Origin of the sequence: Enterococcus sp. AZ067 (genome assembly GCF_051715005.1) — a bacterium.
GTDB classification, from domain to species: domain Bacteria; phylum Bacillota; class Bacilli; order Lactobacillales; family Enterococcaceae; genus Enterococcus_D; species Enterococcus_D casseliflavus.
The window spans coordinates 2,557,959-2,572,689 of record NZ_JBIOSY010000001.1; the positions used below are offsets into that span (position 1 = coordinate 2,557,959).

The following is a 14,731-nucleotide window of genomic DNA, read 5'->3' on the forward strand; positions in this document are numbered from 1 at the left end:
CTCTTTCACAGCATCCCTCTCATTCAGGGCAGCCTTTCCTTATTTTATCACACCGATTCCCGTTGAGGAACTCACATTCCCGTTGTAACAAGAATTTAAAAAAAGAAGCGCAAGCCAAGCCTGCACTTCTAAATAATTTCTAAAAAACACCGAATAAATACATGATTGGAAACACAAACAGCATGCTATCGAAGCGATCCAAGATCCCGCCATGTCCTGGCAAAAGATTGCCTGAATCCTTCACGCCATAATGACGTTTGATTGCCGATTCCACTAAATCCCCGAATTGACCAGCGATCGAAAAGAGGACCGTCAATAAGATCATGATGGCACTACCATGTCCAAAATAATCTTTCCCTGGAAATGCTAGCAGATACAAACCGGCTACGACCACCGCAGCAGCAATCCCGCCTAGGGCCCCTTCGATCGTTTTATTAGGGGAAATCTCTGGCCATAATTTTCGTTGACCGTAACGCCGTCCCACCATGTAAGCCCCAATATCTGTTGCCCACACGATAAACAGACCGAAAACTAAAACGACTAAGCCATCTGTTGCTGAACGTGCCGTCAAGAAACGTTCAAAACCGACACCCGTATATAAGCTGACGATCACTGGAAAACCAGCTTCATCGATAGTATACGTATTTTTAGAAATAACCGCGATCCCTAGTAATAAAAGGACGATTACATAATACAAGGCACTTTTATCTGTGCCCTCTGGCAAAAAGAAAAACCAGCGTTCTTGAGGTAAAACTAAAATCACCGCACCGATGATTGAAAGAATTCCTTCAAAACTGAAAACAGCTAGTCCTTTCATCCGAAATAATTCATAAACACCAATCCCTGCCATCGCTGCTGCCAGCAATTCGACGGCAATGCCGCCAACGTAAATAATTGGCAGGAAAAAGGCTAATGCGACGACCGCAGTGATTACACGTTGTCTCACTCTTCTTCCTCCTTCGTTTTCAAACCGCCAAAACGCCGGTTTCGTTGTTGAAAGCTCCCGATCGCATCTTCTAGTAAAGCAGCATCGAAATCAGGCCAGAGCGCTTTCGTAAAGAATAATTCGCTGTAAGCAATCTGCCATAACAAGAAGTTGCTGATACGTTCTTCGCCACTCGTGCGAATCACCAATTCAGGATCACGTAACGCGTTTGGCAAAAAACCAGTCATCAAATGTGTCGCCAGCATGTCTTCCGTGAGCTTGGGCAGGGCTTTCTCTGAAGCTGCAAGCTCTTCATAAAGGGCTTGGACCGCAGTCAAAATTTCTGCGCGGCTGCCGTAATTTAAAGCAAAATTCAAGATCATCCCAGTATTATCTTTGGTTTGGTCAATCGCTCGCTTGACCGCTTCTTGTGTGTGTTCGGGTAAAGATTCCGTGAACCCCATCACTTTGACTTGAACATTTTCTTTGATCAGCTCAGGAACAAACGTGTCGAAAAAGTCGACGGGCAGTTGCATCAAAAAGTCCACTTCTTCATTTGGCCGTTTCCAATTCTCTGTTGAAAACGCATAAAGAGTCAATACTTTCACACCAAGGTGTGAAGCATGTTTCGTGATCTTTTTTACCGTCTCCATGCCTTCTTTGTGACCAGCTACTCTTGGCAAGCGCCGGTTTTGCGCCCATCTGCCATTGCCATCCATAATGATCGCGATGTGTTGGGGAATCGGCAGTGATGGATCAAATTCATGTTCAGCCGCTTCTTTGATATATTTGTCTTTTTGTGGAAAAAAACGCAGCATCGTATTCGCTCCTCTTCCAATTCTTGAAATTCATCTTTTACATTATAACAATAATCAGATTTCTTGCCTATGAAAACCAAGAAAAGATTTCCATATTAAGAAAAAACAAAAAAACAGCCGTGATATTCAAGTACATACGGCACTTTCGACCATAAAAAAAGAGCCGCTGAAGCGACTCTTCGTCATTCCTTTTAAACCTCAAGTAGCTCTTGCTCTTTTTCAGCTGCGATCGCATCGATTTCTTTGATGCTGTTATCTGTAGCAGTTTGCACTTCTTTTTCAGATTCACGCAAATCATCTTCTGTGATATCGCCAGCTTTTTCTTGTTTCTTGTAAGCTTCCATCGCATCACGGCGAATGTTACGGACCGCGATTTTCGCATTTTCAGCTTCTTTTTTCACGTCTTTGGCTAATTCTTTACGACGTTCTTCCGTTAATTGAGGAATCACCAAACGAATGACTGTTCCGTCATTGGCAGGCGTGATACCAATATCACTTTGCATGATAGCTTTTTCTACTTCTTGGATCATTGTTTTGTCAAAAGGTGTGATCATCAAAATTCTTGCTTCTGGAATCGTAATTGAAGCCATTTGGTTCAAGGGTGTTGGTACACCATAGTAAGTAACCATTACGCGGTCTAAGATGCTCGCGTTCGCGCGGCCAGCACGGATTTGTCCTAATTCCCGCTGCAAGTTTTCTGCTGCTTTTTTCATTTTGTCTTTTGCTTCTGTTAAAATTTTGTCAGCCATGTTATTTCCCCCTTACTGTCGTTCCAATATGTTCACCTAAAATGGCGCGGCGAATGTTTCCATGCTCATTCAAGTTGAATACGACTAATGGAATATCGTTGTCCATACTTAATGAACTTGCGGTTGAATCCATTACTTGCAATCCTTTAGAAATGACTTCTAAATGGGTCAATTCTTCAAATTTCACAGCACTTTGGTCCGTTTTAGGATCTGCTGAGTAGACGCCATCAACATTGTTTTTCGCCATCAAAATGACATCAGCGTTGATTTCAGCTGCCCGTAAGGCTGCGGTCGTATCAGTTGAGAAATAAGGGTTTCCGGTTCCGCCTGCAAAAATGACGACCCGCCCTTTTTCTAAGTGACGTTCTGCTCTGCGACGAATATAAGGCTCTGCGATTTGACGCATTTCGATCGAAGTTTGGACACGCGTTGGTACACCAGCATTTTCTAGCGTGTCTTGTAATGCTAAAGCATTCATCACAGTCGCTAACATGCCCATGTAATCAGCTTGTGCTCTTTCCATCCCCATTTGCGCGCCGATTTGTCCACGCCAAATGTTTCCGCCGCCGACCACGATCGCCATCTGTACGCCTAATTCGTGGACTTCCTTGATCTCTTTAACGATCTCTTGGATCGTCGGTGGTTTGATCCCAAAGCCTTCGTCACCCGCTAATGCTTCACCACTTAATTTTAATACAACACGTTGATATTTTGGTTTGCCCATCATGATTCCTCCGTACATTCTCCAATACTATTGTAGCATATTGGTGCTCTTTCGTTGAAAATTATCTACACTATTTCTTTAAAAACCGTTTTTGCTTAAAAAAAGGGAGCGCACTTCCATGCGTTCCCATCTGTTCAAGGAACAGAATTATTTTTTCACTTGGCTCATTACTTCTTCAACGAAGTTGTCTTCGCGTTTTTCGATACCTTCGCCGACTTCAAAGCGGACAAAAGATTTCACAGTTGCGCCTTTTGATGCAACATATTTTTCAACCGTCATATCTGGGTCTTTAACGAATGGTTGGTCAACCAAAGCGATTTCTGCTTTAAATTTCTTCAAGCGTCCTTCAACCATTTTTTCAACGATGTTCGCTGGTTTGCCTTCGTTCAATGCTTGTTCTGTCAAGACTTGTTTTTCATGATCCAATTCTTCTTGAGAGATTTGTGCTTCGTTCACGTAGCGAGGGTTGATCGCTGCAACGTGCATTGCAACATCTTTCGCAACTGATTCGTCAGTTGTTCCTTCAAGAACAGTCAATACAGCAATACGTCCGCCCATGTGTAGGTAACCGCCGAAAGCAGCATTGTCATCTTTTTCAACAACTTCAAAACGACGGAAGCTGATTTTTTCTCCGATTACTTGTGTTGCTTCGATCAACGCAGCATCCATTGTGCCTTTAGAAGTTTCTAATTTTAAAGCAGCATCCATATCAGCTGGTTTGTTTGCTGCGATTACTTCAGCGATTTCTTTTACTAAGTCTTGGAACATTTCGTTTTTAGAAACGAAGTCAGTTTCTGAGTTCACTTCAACGATTGCTGCTGTGTTGCCGTTGATCGCTACAGATGCTAAACCTTCAGCAGCAATACGGTCGTTTTTCTTCGCAGCTTTTGCCATACCTTTTTCACGTAATAAGTCTACGGCTTTTTCGATGTCGCCTTCTACTTCAACTAATGCACGTTTTGCGTCCATCATTCCTACACCAGTCATATCGCGTAATTCTTTTACTAATTTAGCTGTTACTTCTGCCATTTTTTGTTTCCTCCTAAATGTTTTTAAACAAGATTGCTTGTCTTTAAAAAAAGCTGTTTCAAAGGAGAGTGAGGCTTGGCGCCTAGCCTTTGAAACAGCTCCATCATTTATTATTCAGCTGATGCGTTGTCGCCTTCGACAACATCAACGATTTCTTCGATTGAAGTTGCGTTTTCTGTTGATTCAGCAGCAAAATCTTCTTCTGCTACTTGGTCTTCGCCTTGGTTACCTTCGATGAAAGCATCTGCCATTTTCGCAGTGATCAATTTAACGGCACGAATAGCGTCATCATTTGATGGGATAACAACATCGATTTCGTCTGGATCACAGTTTGTATCGACCATAGCTACGATCGGGATATTTAATTTGCGTGCTTCTTGGATCGCGATACGTTCTTTACGTGGGTCAACAACGTACATTACATCTGGAATTCTTGGCATATCAGCGATACCGCCTAAGAATTTTTCAAGACGTTCGCGCTCTTTGTTCAAGCCAACGACTTCTTTTTTAGGAAGAACAGCAAATGTGCCATCTTCTTCCATTTTGTTGATTTGTTTCAAACGAGCAACACGTTTTTGGATTGTTTCCCAGTTTGTCAAAGTTCCACCTAACCAACGATGGTTAACATAGTATTGACCTGAACGGATTGCTTCTTCTTTGATTGCTTCTTGTGCTTGTTTTTTAGTACCTACGAACAATGCAACGCCGCCTTCTTCAGCAACATTTTTCATGTAGTCGTAAGCTGCGTCTACTAATTTCACTGTTTTTTGCAAATCAATGATGTAGATGCCGTTTCTTTCTGTGAAGATATATTTCTTCATTTTTGGGTTCCAGCGACGAGTTTGGTGACCAAAGTGTACGCCGGCTTCTAGTAATTGTTTCATTGAGATTACTGCCATGTTGTGTTTCCTCCAATTTGGTTTTTTTGTTTTCCTCTCTTGCTCTTTTACTCCTTGAAGAACTGAATCGATCAGCACCGCTTCGCAGATGGAACAAGATGTGGGATTGACGTGAAAAACTCACGCCTTAAACAGTATACAGTAGCTAAAAAAGAAATGCAACTGATTCAAATGAAAAACTACGATTCGTGGTCCAGCTTTTTTTTAACGTTCTAATTCTTTTCTTATTATATCTAGGTTTTTTCGGCTTTATCTGCTATGATAAGGCTGACTTAATCAATCATGCTTAAAGGAGTTTACCTATGCGAAAAGCTGATCGCCATTTACTTATTAGACAAATCATTACTGAACATACTGTACGCACGCAAGAAGAATTATTGCAGCAATTGGAAGCCCAAGGCGTCTCCGCCACGCAAGCGACCATCTCTCGCGATATTCGTGATTTGAAAATCGTGAAAGTGCCCGATGAAACAGGTCAGACGAAGTTTGTCATTTTTCAAGGAATGCAATCGTCAGAAGATGAAAAAGAAGAAGAGCAGCGTTTGATACAGATGATCGAAGACGTTGTCACTAAAGTAGATCGTGTGCAATTTATGACGTTGATCCATACCGTTGCGGACAATGCGCCTTTGCTTTCGGCTGCGATCGATGAAGTGACTATGCCAGAAAAAGTTTGCTCGTTGGCGGGCTTTGATACAGTAGCGGTGATTTCCCGCAGCGACGAAGATGCCGAAACTTTTTATCAATTTATCAGAAACCACGCGGTCTTATAAGACACCGAACAAATGTGACCTATCTGTATTTTACTACAAAAAAGCTGTGTCCTTGTCGAAACAAGGACACAGCTTTTTTTGTTACATTTTGTCGGGTGCATGTAAACCAAGCAACCGTAAATCTTCTTTTAATAAGGTCGTTACTGCATAAACTAGAGCCAGACGTGCGTCTTTTTCCGCATCTTCAGCCAAGATTTTCACATTGGCGTAATACTTATTAAAGGCCTGTGCCAATTTGATGGCATGTCTAGCAATGACGGATGGTTCATATTTTTCTGCTGCTTGCAGCACGGTTTCTGGGTAGCGCTGAATCAGTTTGATGACTTCCCAGCTCTCAGTATCTGCCAATGACAAACTGCTGACAGCAGCAGGATCAAAGTCGGCTTTTTCAAGAATGCTCATGGCACGGGCATGAGAATATTGCACATAGGGTCCGGTCTCTCCTTCAAAACGGACAACTTCTTCTAGCGTAAAGTCGAAATTATTCAAACGGTCATTTTTCAAGTCGTGGAAAACGACTGCCCCGACACCGACTTGTTTTGCAACTTCTTCTTTGTTTTCAAGGGTTGGGTTCTTTTCAGTGATTTGTTCTTTCGCTGAATCGATCGCTTCATTCAATACTTCTTCTAAAAGAACGATCTTCCCTTTTCTCGTAGATAATTTTTTCCCATCTTTGGTGATCAACCCAAATGGTACGTGGGTCATATCATCTGCCCACTCAAAGCCCATTTCCTTCAAAACAGCTTTTAACTGCTTGAAGTGATAACTTTGCTCATTTCCTACCACGTACAATGATTTGGCAAAATTGTAGGTCCGTTTGCGGTACAATGCAGCAGCCATGTCCCGGGTGATGTAAAGGGTCGCACCATCGGATTTGCGGATCAAGGCTGGATTTAAGTCATACGCAGCCAAATCAACGATCTCTGCCCCTTGGTCTTCTTTCAGCAAGTGTTTTTCCTCTAATAATTCCACGACTTCTGTCATTTTATCATTATAGAAAGCTTCGCCATTCAATGAATCAAAGGAAACTTCCAACATATCATAGATTTTATTGAATTCTTTTAATGATTCATCACGGAACCATTGCCATAAATCCATTGCTTCTTGGTCACCATCTTCTAGTTTCTTGAACCAAGCTCTCGCATCATCTTCTAATTGTTTATCTGTCTCGGCAGCTTCATGAAAATCAACATACAAACGCAACAGTTCGTTGATTGGTTCCGCTTTGACCGCTTCTTCTGACCCCCATTTTTTATAGGCCACGATCAATTTCCCAAATTGTGTGCCCCAGTCGCCTAAATGGTTGATGCGAATTGGCTGGTAACCGATTTTTTCTAAAATAAAGCCGATCGAGTTACCGATCACAGTGGAACGCAAATGCCCCATTGAGATGGGTTTGGCAATATTGGGTGAAGACATATCGATGGGTACTGCTTGCTGATTGCCGATGGTTTGATCGCCAAAATGATTTTTTTCTTTGAGAACCATCTCTAAGACGTGGGCAGAGATTGCTTTTTTATCCATAAAGAAGTTTAAATATGGACCGACCACTTCAATTTTTTCAAAAGACGCTTGATCGATTTTTTCTGATAAGTCTGCGGCAATTTGCTGCGGCGCTTTCCGATAGACTTTTGCTAGCGAGAAGGCTGGGAATGCCACATCCCCATGGTCAGCTGACTTTGGATTTTCCAGTAATTGCTGAACTTGTTCGATCGATAGATCTTCTTTTACTACTTGATGGATGGCTTGTGCGACGATTTCTTTGTTATTCATAGTATCCCTCCTATAATGACTGAGCCCATGTTTTGATGAAAAGTTGTTTGAAGCAAGCAAACAGCTGTATGTTTTTCATGCAAGAAATGATTGATAAAAACAAAAAAGCCTCTAGCGCATAACATGCACTAGAGACGAGATTTCCCGCGGTACCACTCTGATTGTCCTTTTCGGACCCACTTTTTTCTGATAACGGCAGAATTCCGTTTGCTTGGCAAATTCTCACAAGTGCGTTTCACAATCTGATCAATTCGGCTTCCACCACCCCGAACTCGCTAACTGATACTCGAATCGCTACTTCTCTTGTTTCATCAAATCAAGGCTATTTACTTCCCAGAAAGTATAGCAAAGAAATGTTTGTTTGGCTAGCGAGATTTTGGCATTTTCAAAAAAAATTATTTTATACTTTAGGAATAAATAAATCTCCAGCAGTCACTGCCATGATCGCTTTGATTGAGTGCAAACGATTTTCGGCTTGATCAAATTGACGGGCATACTTACTGCGAAAGACCTCATCAGTGACTTCCATCTCAGAAATTCCATACGCCTGCGCTGCTTTTTTGCCATAGGTGGTCTGATCATCATGAAATGCTGGCAAACAATGCATAAAAATCACTTGATCGTTTTGTGTTTTTTTCATCAACGATTGGTTGACTTGATACGGCAGCAGCTGTTCAATCCGCTCTTGGAATTTTTCTTCTTCACCCATTGATACCCAAACATCGGTATACACGACATCAGCGCCTAGAACACCTTGATCCACATCATCAGTCACCAAAATCTTTGCGCCCGATTGCTTGGCATAGGCTTGTGCCTGTGCGATGATGGTTGCTTCTGGCTGCAAGGCCTTCGGGGTGACGACATGAATATTGACCCCTAAAATCGCACTGGTCACTAATAAAGAATTAGCGACATTGTTGCGCCCATCCCCACAGTATGCGATGGTCAAGCCAGTCAGCTCACCAAAGTTTTCTTGAATGGTTAAAAAGTCAGCAATCATTTGCGTTGGATGCCAGTCATCCGTTAAGCCATTCCAAACAGGTACACCTGAATAGTTGGCCAGATCTTCGACAACCTGTTGACTAAAGCCGCGAAACTCGATCCCGTCGAACATGCGGCCGAATACTTTGGCGGTATCTTCAACAGATTCTTTAGACCCCAACTGAATATCATTGGCCCCTAAAAATTCCGGATGTGCCCCCAGATCCACCGCTGCAACCGTAAAGGCTGCTCGCGTCCGTGTCGAATTCTTTTCAAACAAAAGTGCAATGTTTTTGCCATCTAAATAACGATGTGGTTGATTGTTGGCCTTCATCCCTTTCAAGTGCTGGGAAAAATCAATCAAATATTGTAGTTCTTCTTTTGTAAAATCCTTTTCTGCTAAAAAACTGCGTCCTTTAAAAACCGATGTCATTGCATACCCGCCCTTCAATTAACTAATAATTATACATGATAATATCAAATTATGAAATAAAATACAACAAAATCTTCTATTTGCTCATAAAGAAACCAAAAAAAACACCTAAGAACGGATCTTAGGTGCAATCATCTTAAGAAATCGTATGGGCAAAGCTGACACTTGGATCAGCATTCAATGAAAGATCTGCTAAGCGTTGCTTTTTCAACGCAACATGGGCATAAGCTCCAATCATGGCCGCATTATCTCCGCAAAGACGCAACGGTGGAATCAACAATTCCACTTCCGGCAATTCCTGCATCGCTTTTTGTAAAGCGTCACGCAAGCCTTGATTCGCCGCGACTCCCCCAGCAACGATCAGCTGGTTTACAGGATAAGCTTGGCACGCCCGCAACGTTTTGTGAACCAAGACTTCGACAACGCTGGCTTGGAAACTAGCTGCTAGATTTTCTACTGACAAAGCTTCCTCTCTTTGCTGTGCATTATGCACAAAGTTGATAAAGGAACTCTTCAAGCCACTGAAACTAAAATCAAAATTATCTTCTTGCATCATTGCTCGAGGAAAGTGATACGTATCACTACCTAGATGTGCAAGGCGATCAATTTCTTTCCCACTAGGATAAGGCAAACCGAGAACTCGACCAACTTTGTCATAGGCTTCACCAGCGGCATCATCTCTCGTTTCTCCGATGATCTCAAAAGAACCATCTTCTGCCATATACACCAATTCGGTGTGGCCGCCGCTGACCAATAATGCCATTAAAGGAAAAACCAATGGCTTCACTAGGCGAGCTGCATAAATATGTCCTGCCATGTGATTGACCGGAATCAGCGGTAAGCTGTGGGCCCACGCAAAGGCTTTCGCTGCAGAAAGCCCAATCAACAGTGCCCCAACCAACCCTGGACCATAGGTGACAGCCACGGCTGATAATTCTTCTGGTTGTGTGTTGGCTTGGGTCAATGCTTCGTCGATGCACAAAGTAATCTGTTCGACATGGTGACGACTAGCGACTTCTGGTACGACACCGCCGAAGCGCTGGTGGCTCTTGATCTGCGAAGCAACAATGTTACTTAAAATGGTGTCGCCGTTTTTAATCACTGCCACACTGGTTTCATCACAACTGCTTTCAATGGCTAAAATCAATTCATTCATTTGATTTTTGTCCGCCTACTTTCTTTTCCATAATCAACGCATCCTCTTCTGGATGACTGTAATATTTTTTTCTACGACCGATGACTGTATAGCCCATACGTAAATAAAGAGCTTGTGCTTGCAAATTCGACACACGCACTTCAAGATAGATGCGCCGACCATCGGTTTGTTCCACGAGCGATTCCATTTGCTCCAACAATTCTTTCGCCAAACCACGACCTTGATACGCTGGTAAAACCGCTACATTAAACAACTCTGCTTCATCCAGCACTTGCTGAAAACAGAGAAACCCCATTAGCTCTTGATTGGTTTTTCCATAACGGAACAAATAGCGACTGTTGCTGTTTTGCAAATCTTGTTGAAATTGCTGCACATTCCAAGGCGAGCCAAAGGGATAGCTCTGATCTGCCAATGACCAGAGCATTTGCGGTGTCGGGATCGTTTGATCTGCTTGTTCGTTAGTCATTTAAAAATTTCACCATATCCAATGCATCTTCATTGCCTTCGGTGTAGTACGCCGTTTTGATCGCCTGTGAAACAAACCCGAGGGTCCGATACAAACGTTGCGCATCACGATTGCCCAGGCGAACTTCTAATGTCAAACGGTCGCATTTGTTTTTCCGTGCATAACGTTCGATTTCTCCTAGCAAGAAAGAACCGATCCCTTTTCCTTGATAATCAGGAATGATCGCGATATTGGTGATATGGGCATCAGCGCCTAAAATCCGCACCCCGATAAACCCAATCATCCGCTCATTATGCAAGATGCCCAAATAAAGATGTTTGACCCGTGAATAAAGTTCTGACAAAAAGGCGCTCTTGGTCCAAGGCAGTTCCCCCGCATACACGAGACGCTCCACCTGCAGCAGCTCTTTAATGTCATCTCCGACTAATTCACGAACAACGTACATTTCCCCTCGTATCTCTTTTTTACGCTCTGGGTATTGAATCTGACGGAAAAGGGCCAGCTTTCCCGTCATCGTTTTAAATTTTTTCAACATAGGCATCCACTCCCGGTTCATGCGAGGCTAACCATTTTTCTTCGGCTTCAACTAATTTTAAATAGTCTGGTACAAAATCATGGATCGAAGCGACCGGCGCTTCTTCTTTCGCAATAGCAGCTAAAACAACGCCATTCGGGTAATTCCATAACGATACTTGATTGATATGGGCTGTCGGCAGTTCCGCCTCGATCATGTCTTTAAATTTGATGGTATCGGCGCCGACAAATAGCACTTCTTGACCATCGACTGCTTTTAACTGGGTCAATAATTCAGACAGTGAGATATGCTGGTCTTTGATCCTTGTTTCTAAGGTCCCATTATGCCATTGGTAGGCACCTGCGTAGACATTTTGACGGCGAGCGTCAAACAACGGCACGATCACTTGCGATACGCCCACACAATTGGCAGCGACTGCTTTCAAACTAGAAACACCAATCAGCGGGATGTTCAATGTTTGCGCCAGCGTTTTTGCTGTTGTGACGCCGATTCGCAAACCTGTATACGAACCAGGACCTTTCGCAACAACGATTTGCTCCAGCTCTTTAGGTGCCATCCCCACCGCTTGCATCAATCCATCAATGGCAGGCATCAATGCTGTGCTGTGGTTTTTGATCGCCATCGTCTGGCTTTGTCCCAACACTTCTTGACCATCGACCACCGCAACCGCCAGTGTCTGGTTTGAGGTATCAATCGCTAATGTTTTCATCTATCTTCTCCCCATTCAAAAAACTCTCTCATATTCTACCATATTCTAATCAAATGCCCAACCAAGTCTCCAAAAAGATGCCTGCGTTTAGAAAAAAAGCAATAGGACAACAATACCCGAACCTTTGAAAAAAGCAAGCACGGCTGCAGCTGCAAACCGACGAGGCTGTTTAAAGGTTCGGGTAAGACGATAGTCATTTTTTGTTATTCCATTAAAACTCAGTTGACGTGTGTAACGACATCCTTCGGTGATTCAACTGGTTGCTAGGAGGATTGGCGCGTGATCAGTTCCGTTGCGATCGTAACTTTGCGAGGAACGGGGGCTGCATTCGTAATAATATCCAGCAAGGTCGTCACTGCCAGCTCCCCCAACCATTCCGTATGAACTTTGATGGTTGACAGCGTCGGAAAGACGTACTTTGCAACACTGACATCGTTGAAGCCGATAATTGCGATCTCCTCAGGAATCTTGATGTTTTTTTCTTGCAAAGCACGCATAGCGCCAATCGCTAAGGCATCACTGGAAGCAAATAAAGCACTTGGCAACTCTTTGTTTTGCTGCAAATACTCTTTCATCGCCTCATAACCGCCCTCTACTGTAAACGGTGCGCTGAGGTGATATTGCGGGTGGTGCAGCTTCAACCGACGGAGCCGTTCCTCAAAAATTCGGCGCCGAGGGTCTTCGATTTCTTGGTGATGATCCTTGGTAAACTCAACGCCTGATAACAAGCCGATCCTTTGGTGGCCTTTTGCAATAAAGTCATCGATCACTAAATCCACCGCTTGTTGAAAGTCCACTACCAGAGAATTGACGCCCTGAGCCAATGCGTCAAAATCGACTATCAACAAATTGGCTTGGCTTTTTTTCAATTGTCGAATCTGGTGATCATCGAATTTTCCTAGTGCAATCGTTCCATCGACTGCGGTATCAGTCAATCCTTCGTAGGGTTCTTTCAGCAAACGAATCCCTAATTCTTCGGTTTTGTTTTCAATCCCGATACGGATCGCTAAGTAGTAAAGATCCGCTAATTCTTCCTCGGTATCAAACCATTGGATCAAGCGCATACTACTGGTTTCTGGCTGACTCTTCTTTTTATGTTTTGTGTAATTGAGTGCTTCTGCGGCTTTAAAAATTTTCTCTTTGGTTTCAGAACTGACCGATAATTCTGAATCGTAATTCAGCACCCGTGATACAGTGGCTGGCGAGACGCCAGCCTGTTGTGCAATATCTTTGATCGTTGCCATCTTCCAGCCTCCTTTTTTTGCGGGGAACTTTTTTATAAAGTAGCTATAAAGCGAGCAAAGGCCGCTTGCCCTGTCTGGTCTCGCTTGAAGACACCTGCATGCGTCAATACTTGTGTAAAGACTTCCCCTAATGCATTACGTAAAATCTGCGACACGTTATCGGCATTGCATTCTGGGTGCTGGGCTTTGATCGCATCTGCCCAAGGAATATGGTATGCCGCGATCTGATTGGGCTGATCCAATAGATAAGCAGTCACTTCTTCTAGTTCCGTAGCTAAACGCGGCGGTAAAACTGCCAAGCCCATGACTTCAATCAATCCGATATTTTCTTTTTTGATATGCTGCACTTCTTGATGCGGATGAAAAATGCCGTCAGGATGTTCTTTGGAAACATTATTATCCCGCAAGACTAAGTCCATTTCAAACAGCTCTCCTTGCTTGCGTGCGATCGGTGTCACCGTATGATGAGGCGTTCCATCTTCTGAAAAGGCATTGATCGAAACACTTGGATCTGAGTACTGTTGCCATTGGGCTAACACATATTGGCAAGCGGCGGCTAATTTTTGTTTGTTTTTCGCTTGTAGTCGTATCACCGACATTGGCCACTTCACGATCCCCGCAGCGACATCAGGAAAACCAGTTAAAGAAAAGTGTTGCTCGATCGGCGCTTTTGCCATGGCAAACGTGTGCCGTCCCCCTTGATAATGGTCATGAGACAAGATCGAACCCCCAACGATCGGCAGATCGGCATTGGACCCGACAAAATAATGCGGCATCACTTCAATGATCTGCAACAAGCGAGCGAAGGTTTGCAAATTGATTTTCATAGGACGATGGTCTAAAGAGAGAAAAATCGAATGCTCATTGTAGTAGGCATAGGGCGAATATTGAAAGCCCCATGCTTCATTATCCAAATTCATACGGATGATCCGATGGTTGGTCCGCGCTGGATAATTGACTCGTCCATGGTAGCCTTCATTTTCCAAACACAACAGACATTTCGGATAATCTACAGAAGCAGCAGCTCCTTCTTTCGCTATTTGCTTGGGATCTTTTTCAGGTTTTGATAAATTGATCGTGATCTCGATCTCCCCATATTCGGTATCAACTGGGAACACGATATTCTTTGCGATGGCCCGAGTCTTGATGTAATCATTTTGACGGCACAGCTCAAAGAAATAATCCGTCGCTTCTTTAGGATCATTGGCATAATGCTGCGCAAAAAAAGCATTGACTACTGAAGGCGGTGGCGTCAAAAAGTCCATCAACTGTGCTTCAAAGATTTCTCTTTCTGCGTGAGAATCGCCAATTTGCTGATTGCTTAAAGCGCATGCCACCAGCTCGTCCATCAAATCAATGGAGGACCGATCGACAGAACGAATTTCGCTGGGCTCAAAAACAGCTTCCCCGATCATGGCTAGTACTCGGTTTTGCAAATAAATACGATCCATTTCCATCCAGCCGCCAGCCTTGATTGCTAAAGTGACGAAATCGCTGATTGTTTGGCTGATCGTCAT

Annotated in this window: 15 protein-coding genes and 1 other annotated feature; of the genes, 1 reads left to right on the forward strand and 14 read right to left on the reverse strand. The window is 43.4% G+C overall.

What is annotated here, in order from left to right; genetic code table 11:
- Window positions 1-139: 139 nt before the first annotated feature.
- The 6 genes from IGI82_RS12050 to rpsB all read right to left on the reverse strand — a co-directional run bounded on the left by IGI82_RS12050 (window position 140) and on the right by rpsB (window position 5,144).
- Complete coding sequence (locus tag IGI82_RS12050; protein WP_010749318.1) at window positions 140-946, reverse strand: phosphatidate cytidylyltransferase; 807 nt, start codon at window positions 944-946, stop codon at window positions 140-142.
- Window positions 943-1,743, reverse strand: a complete 801-nt coding sequence (locus IGI82_RS12055) for an isoprenyl transferase (protein WP_413146491.1) — start codon at window positions 1,741-1,743, stop codon at window positions 943-945. The genes IGI82_RS12050 and IGI82_RS12055 overlap by 4 nt, the downstream gene beginning before the upstream one ends.
- A gap of 191 nt (window positions 1,744-1,934) precedes the next feature.
- Window positions 1,935-2,492, reverse strand: a complete 558-nt coding sequence (frr, locus tag IGI82_RS12060) for a ribosome recycling factor (protein ID WP_005229434.1) — start codon at window positions 2,490-2,492, stop codon at window positions 1,935-1,937.
- A 1-nt stretch (window position 2,493) separates the two neighbouring features.
- Complete coding sequence (gene pyrH / locus IGI82_RS12065; RefSeq protein WP_005229433.1) at window positions 2,494-3,216, reverse strand: UMP kinase; 723 nt, start codon at window positions 3,214-3,216, stop codon at window positions 2,494-2,496.
- Between the two features lie 147 nt (window positions 3,217-3,363).
- Window positions 3,364-4,245 (reverse strand): translation elongation factor Ts, encoded by an 882-nt coding sequence (tsf, locus tag IGI82_RS12070; protein ID WP_005229432.1) that lies wholly within the window; start codon window positions 4,243-4,245, stop codon window positions 3,364-3,366.
- A gap of 110 nt (window positions 4,246-4,355) precedes the next feature.
- On the reverse strand, window positions 4,356-5,144 hold the full coding sequence (gene rpsB / locus IGI82_RS12075) for a 30S ribosomal protein S2 (RefSeq protein WP_005229426.1): 789 nt from the start codon (window positions 5,142-5,144) through the stop codon (window positions 4,356-4,358).
- Between the two features lie 302 nt (window positions 5,145-5,446).
- On the opposite strand from rpsB, the gene IGI82_RS12080 reads away from it, so the two are divergent.
- Window positions 5,447-5,917, forward strand: coding sequence for an arginine repressor (locus IGI82_RS12080; RefSeq protein ID WP_005229424.1), 471 nt, complete (start codon window positions 5,447-5,449; stop codon window positions 5,915-5,917).
- 81 nt (window positions 5,918-5,998) lie between these two features.
- Here the strand turns inward: IGI82_RS12080 and argS are convergent, their stop codons facing one another.
- The 8 genes from argS to galT form a co-directional block, all read right to left on the reverse strand.
- Window positions 5,999-7,690, reverse strand: a complete 1,692-nt coding sequence (argS, locus tag IGI82_RS12085; protein ID WP_438842278.1) for an arginine--tRNA ligase — start codon at window positions 7,688-7,690, stop codon at window positions 5,999-6,001.
- Window positions 7,691-7,817: 127 nt separating this feature from the next.
- Window positions 7,818-8,011, reverse strand: a binding site (T-box leader).
- Window positions 8,012-8,090: 79 nt separating this feature from the next.
- Entirely contained in the window at window positions 8,091-9,104 is a 1,014-nt protein-coding gene (gene argF, locus IGI82_RS12090) for an ornithine carbamoyltransferase (protein WP_438842279.1), read from the reverse strand.
- A gap of 136 nt (window positions 9,105-9,240) precedes the next feature.
- Window positions 9,241-10,260, reverse strand: a complete 1,020-nt coding sequence (gene tsaD, locus IGI82_RS12095) for a tRNA (adenosine(37)-N6)-threonylcarbamoyltransferase complex transferase subunit TsaD (protein ID WP_438842280.1) — start codon at window positions 10,258-10,260, stop codon at window positions 9,241-9,243.
- Window positions 10,253-10,726 (reverse strand): ribosomal protein S18-alanine N-acetyltransferase, encoded by a 474-nt coding sequence (gene rimI / locus IGI82_RS12100; protein WP_438842281.1) that lies wholly within the window; start codon window positions 10,724-10,726, stop codon window positions 10,253-10,255. The genes tsaD and rimI (IGI82_RS12100) overlap by 8 nt, the downstream gene beginning before the upstream one ends.
- Window positions 10,719-11,261, reverse strand: a complete 543-nt coding sequence (gene rimI, locus IGI82_RS12105; RefSeq protein WP_142968309.1) for a ribosomal protein S18-alanine N-acetyltransferase — start codon at window positions 11,259-11,261, stop codon at window positions 10,719-10,721. Before rimI (IGI82_RS12105) ends, rimI (IGI82_RS12100) begins: the two co-directional genes overlap by 8 nt.
- On the reverse strand, window positions 11,245-11,970 hold the full coding sequence (gene tsaB / locus IGI82_RS12110) for a tRNA (adenosine(37)-N6)-threonylcarbamoyltransferase complex dimerization subunit type 1 TsaB (protein ID WP_010749312.1): 726 nt from the start codon (window positions 11,968-11,970) through the stop codon (window positions 11,245-11,247). Before tsaB ends, rimI (IGI82_RS12105) begins: the two co-directional genes overlap by 17 nt.
- Before the next feature lie 263 nt (window positions 11,971-12,233).
- Entirely contained in the window at window positions 12,234-13,214 is a 981-nt protein-coding gene (locus IGI82_RS12115) for a LacI family DNA-binding transcriptional regulator (protein WP_438842282.1), read from the reverse strand.
- 32 nt (window positions 13,215-13,246) lie between these two features.
- Complete coding sequence (gene galT, locus IGI82_RS12120; RefSeq protein WP_438842283.1) at window positions 13,247-14,731, reverse strand: UDP-glucose--hexose-1-phosphate uridylyltransferase; 1,485 nt, start codon at window positions 14,729-14,731, stop codon at window positions 13,247-13,249.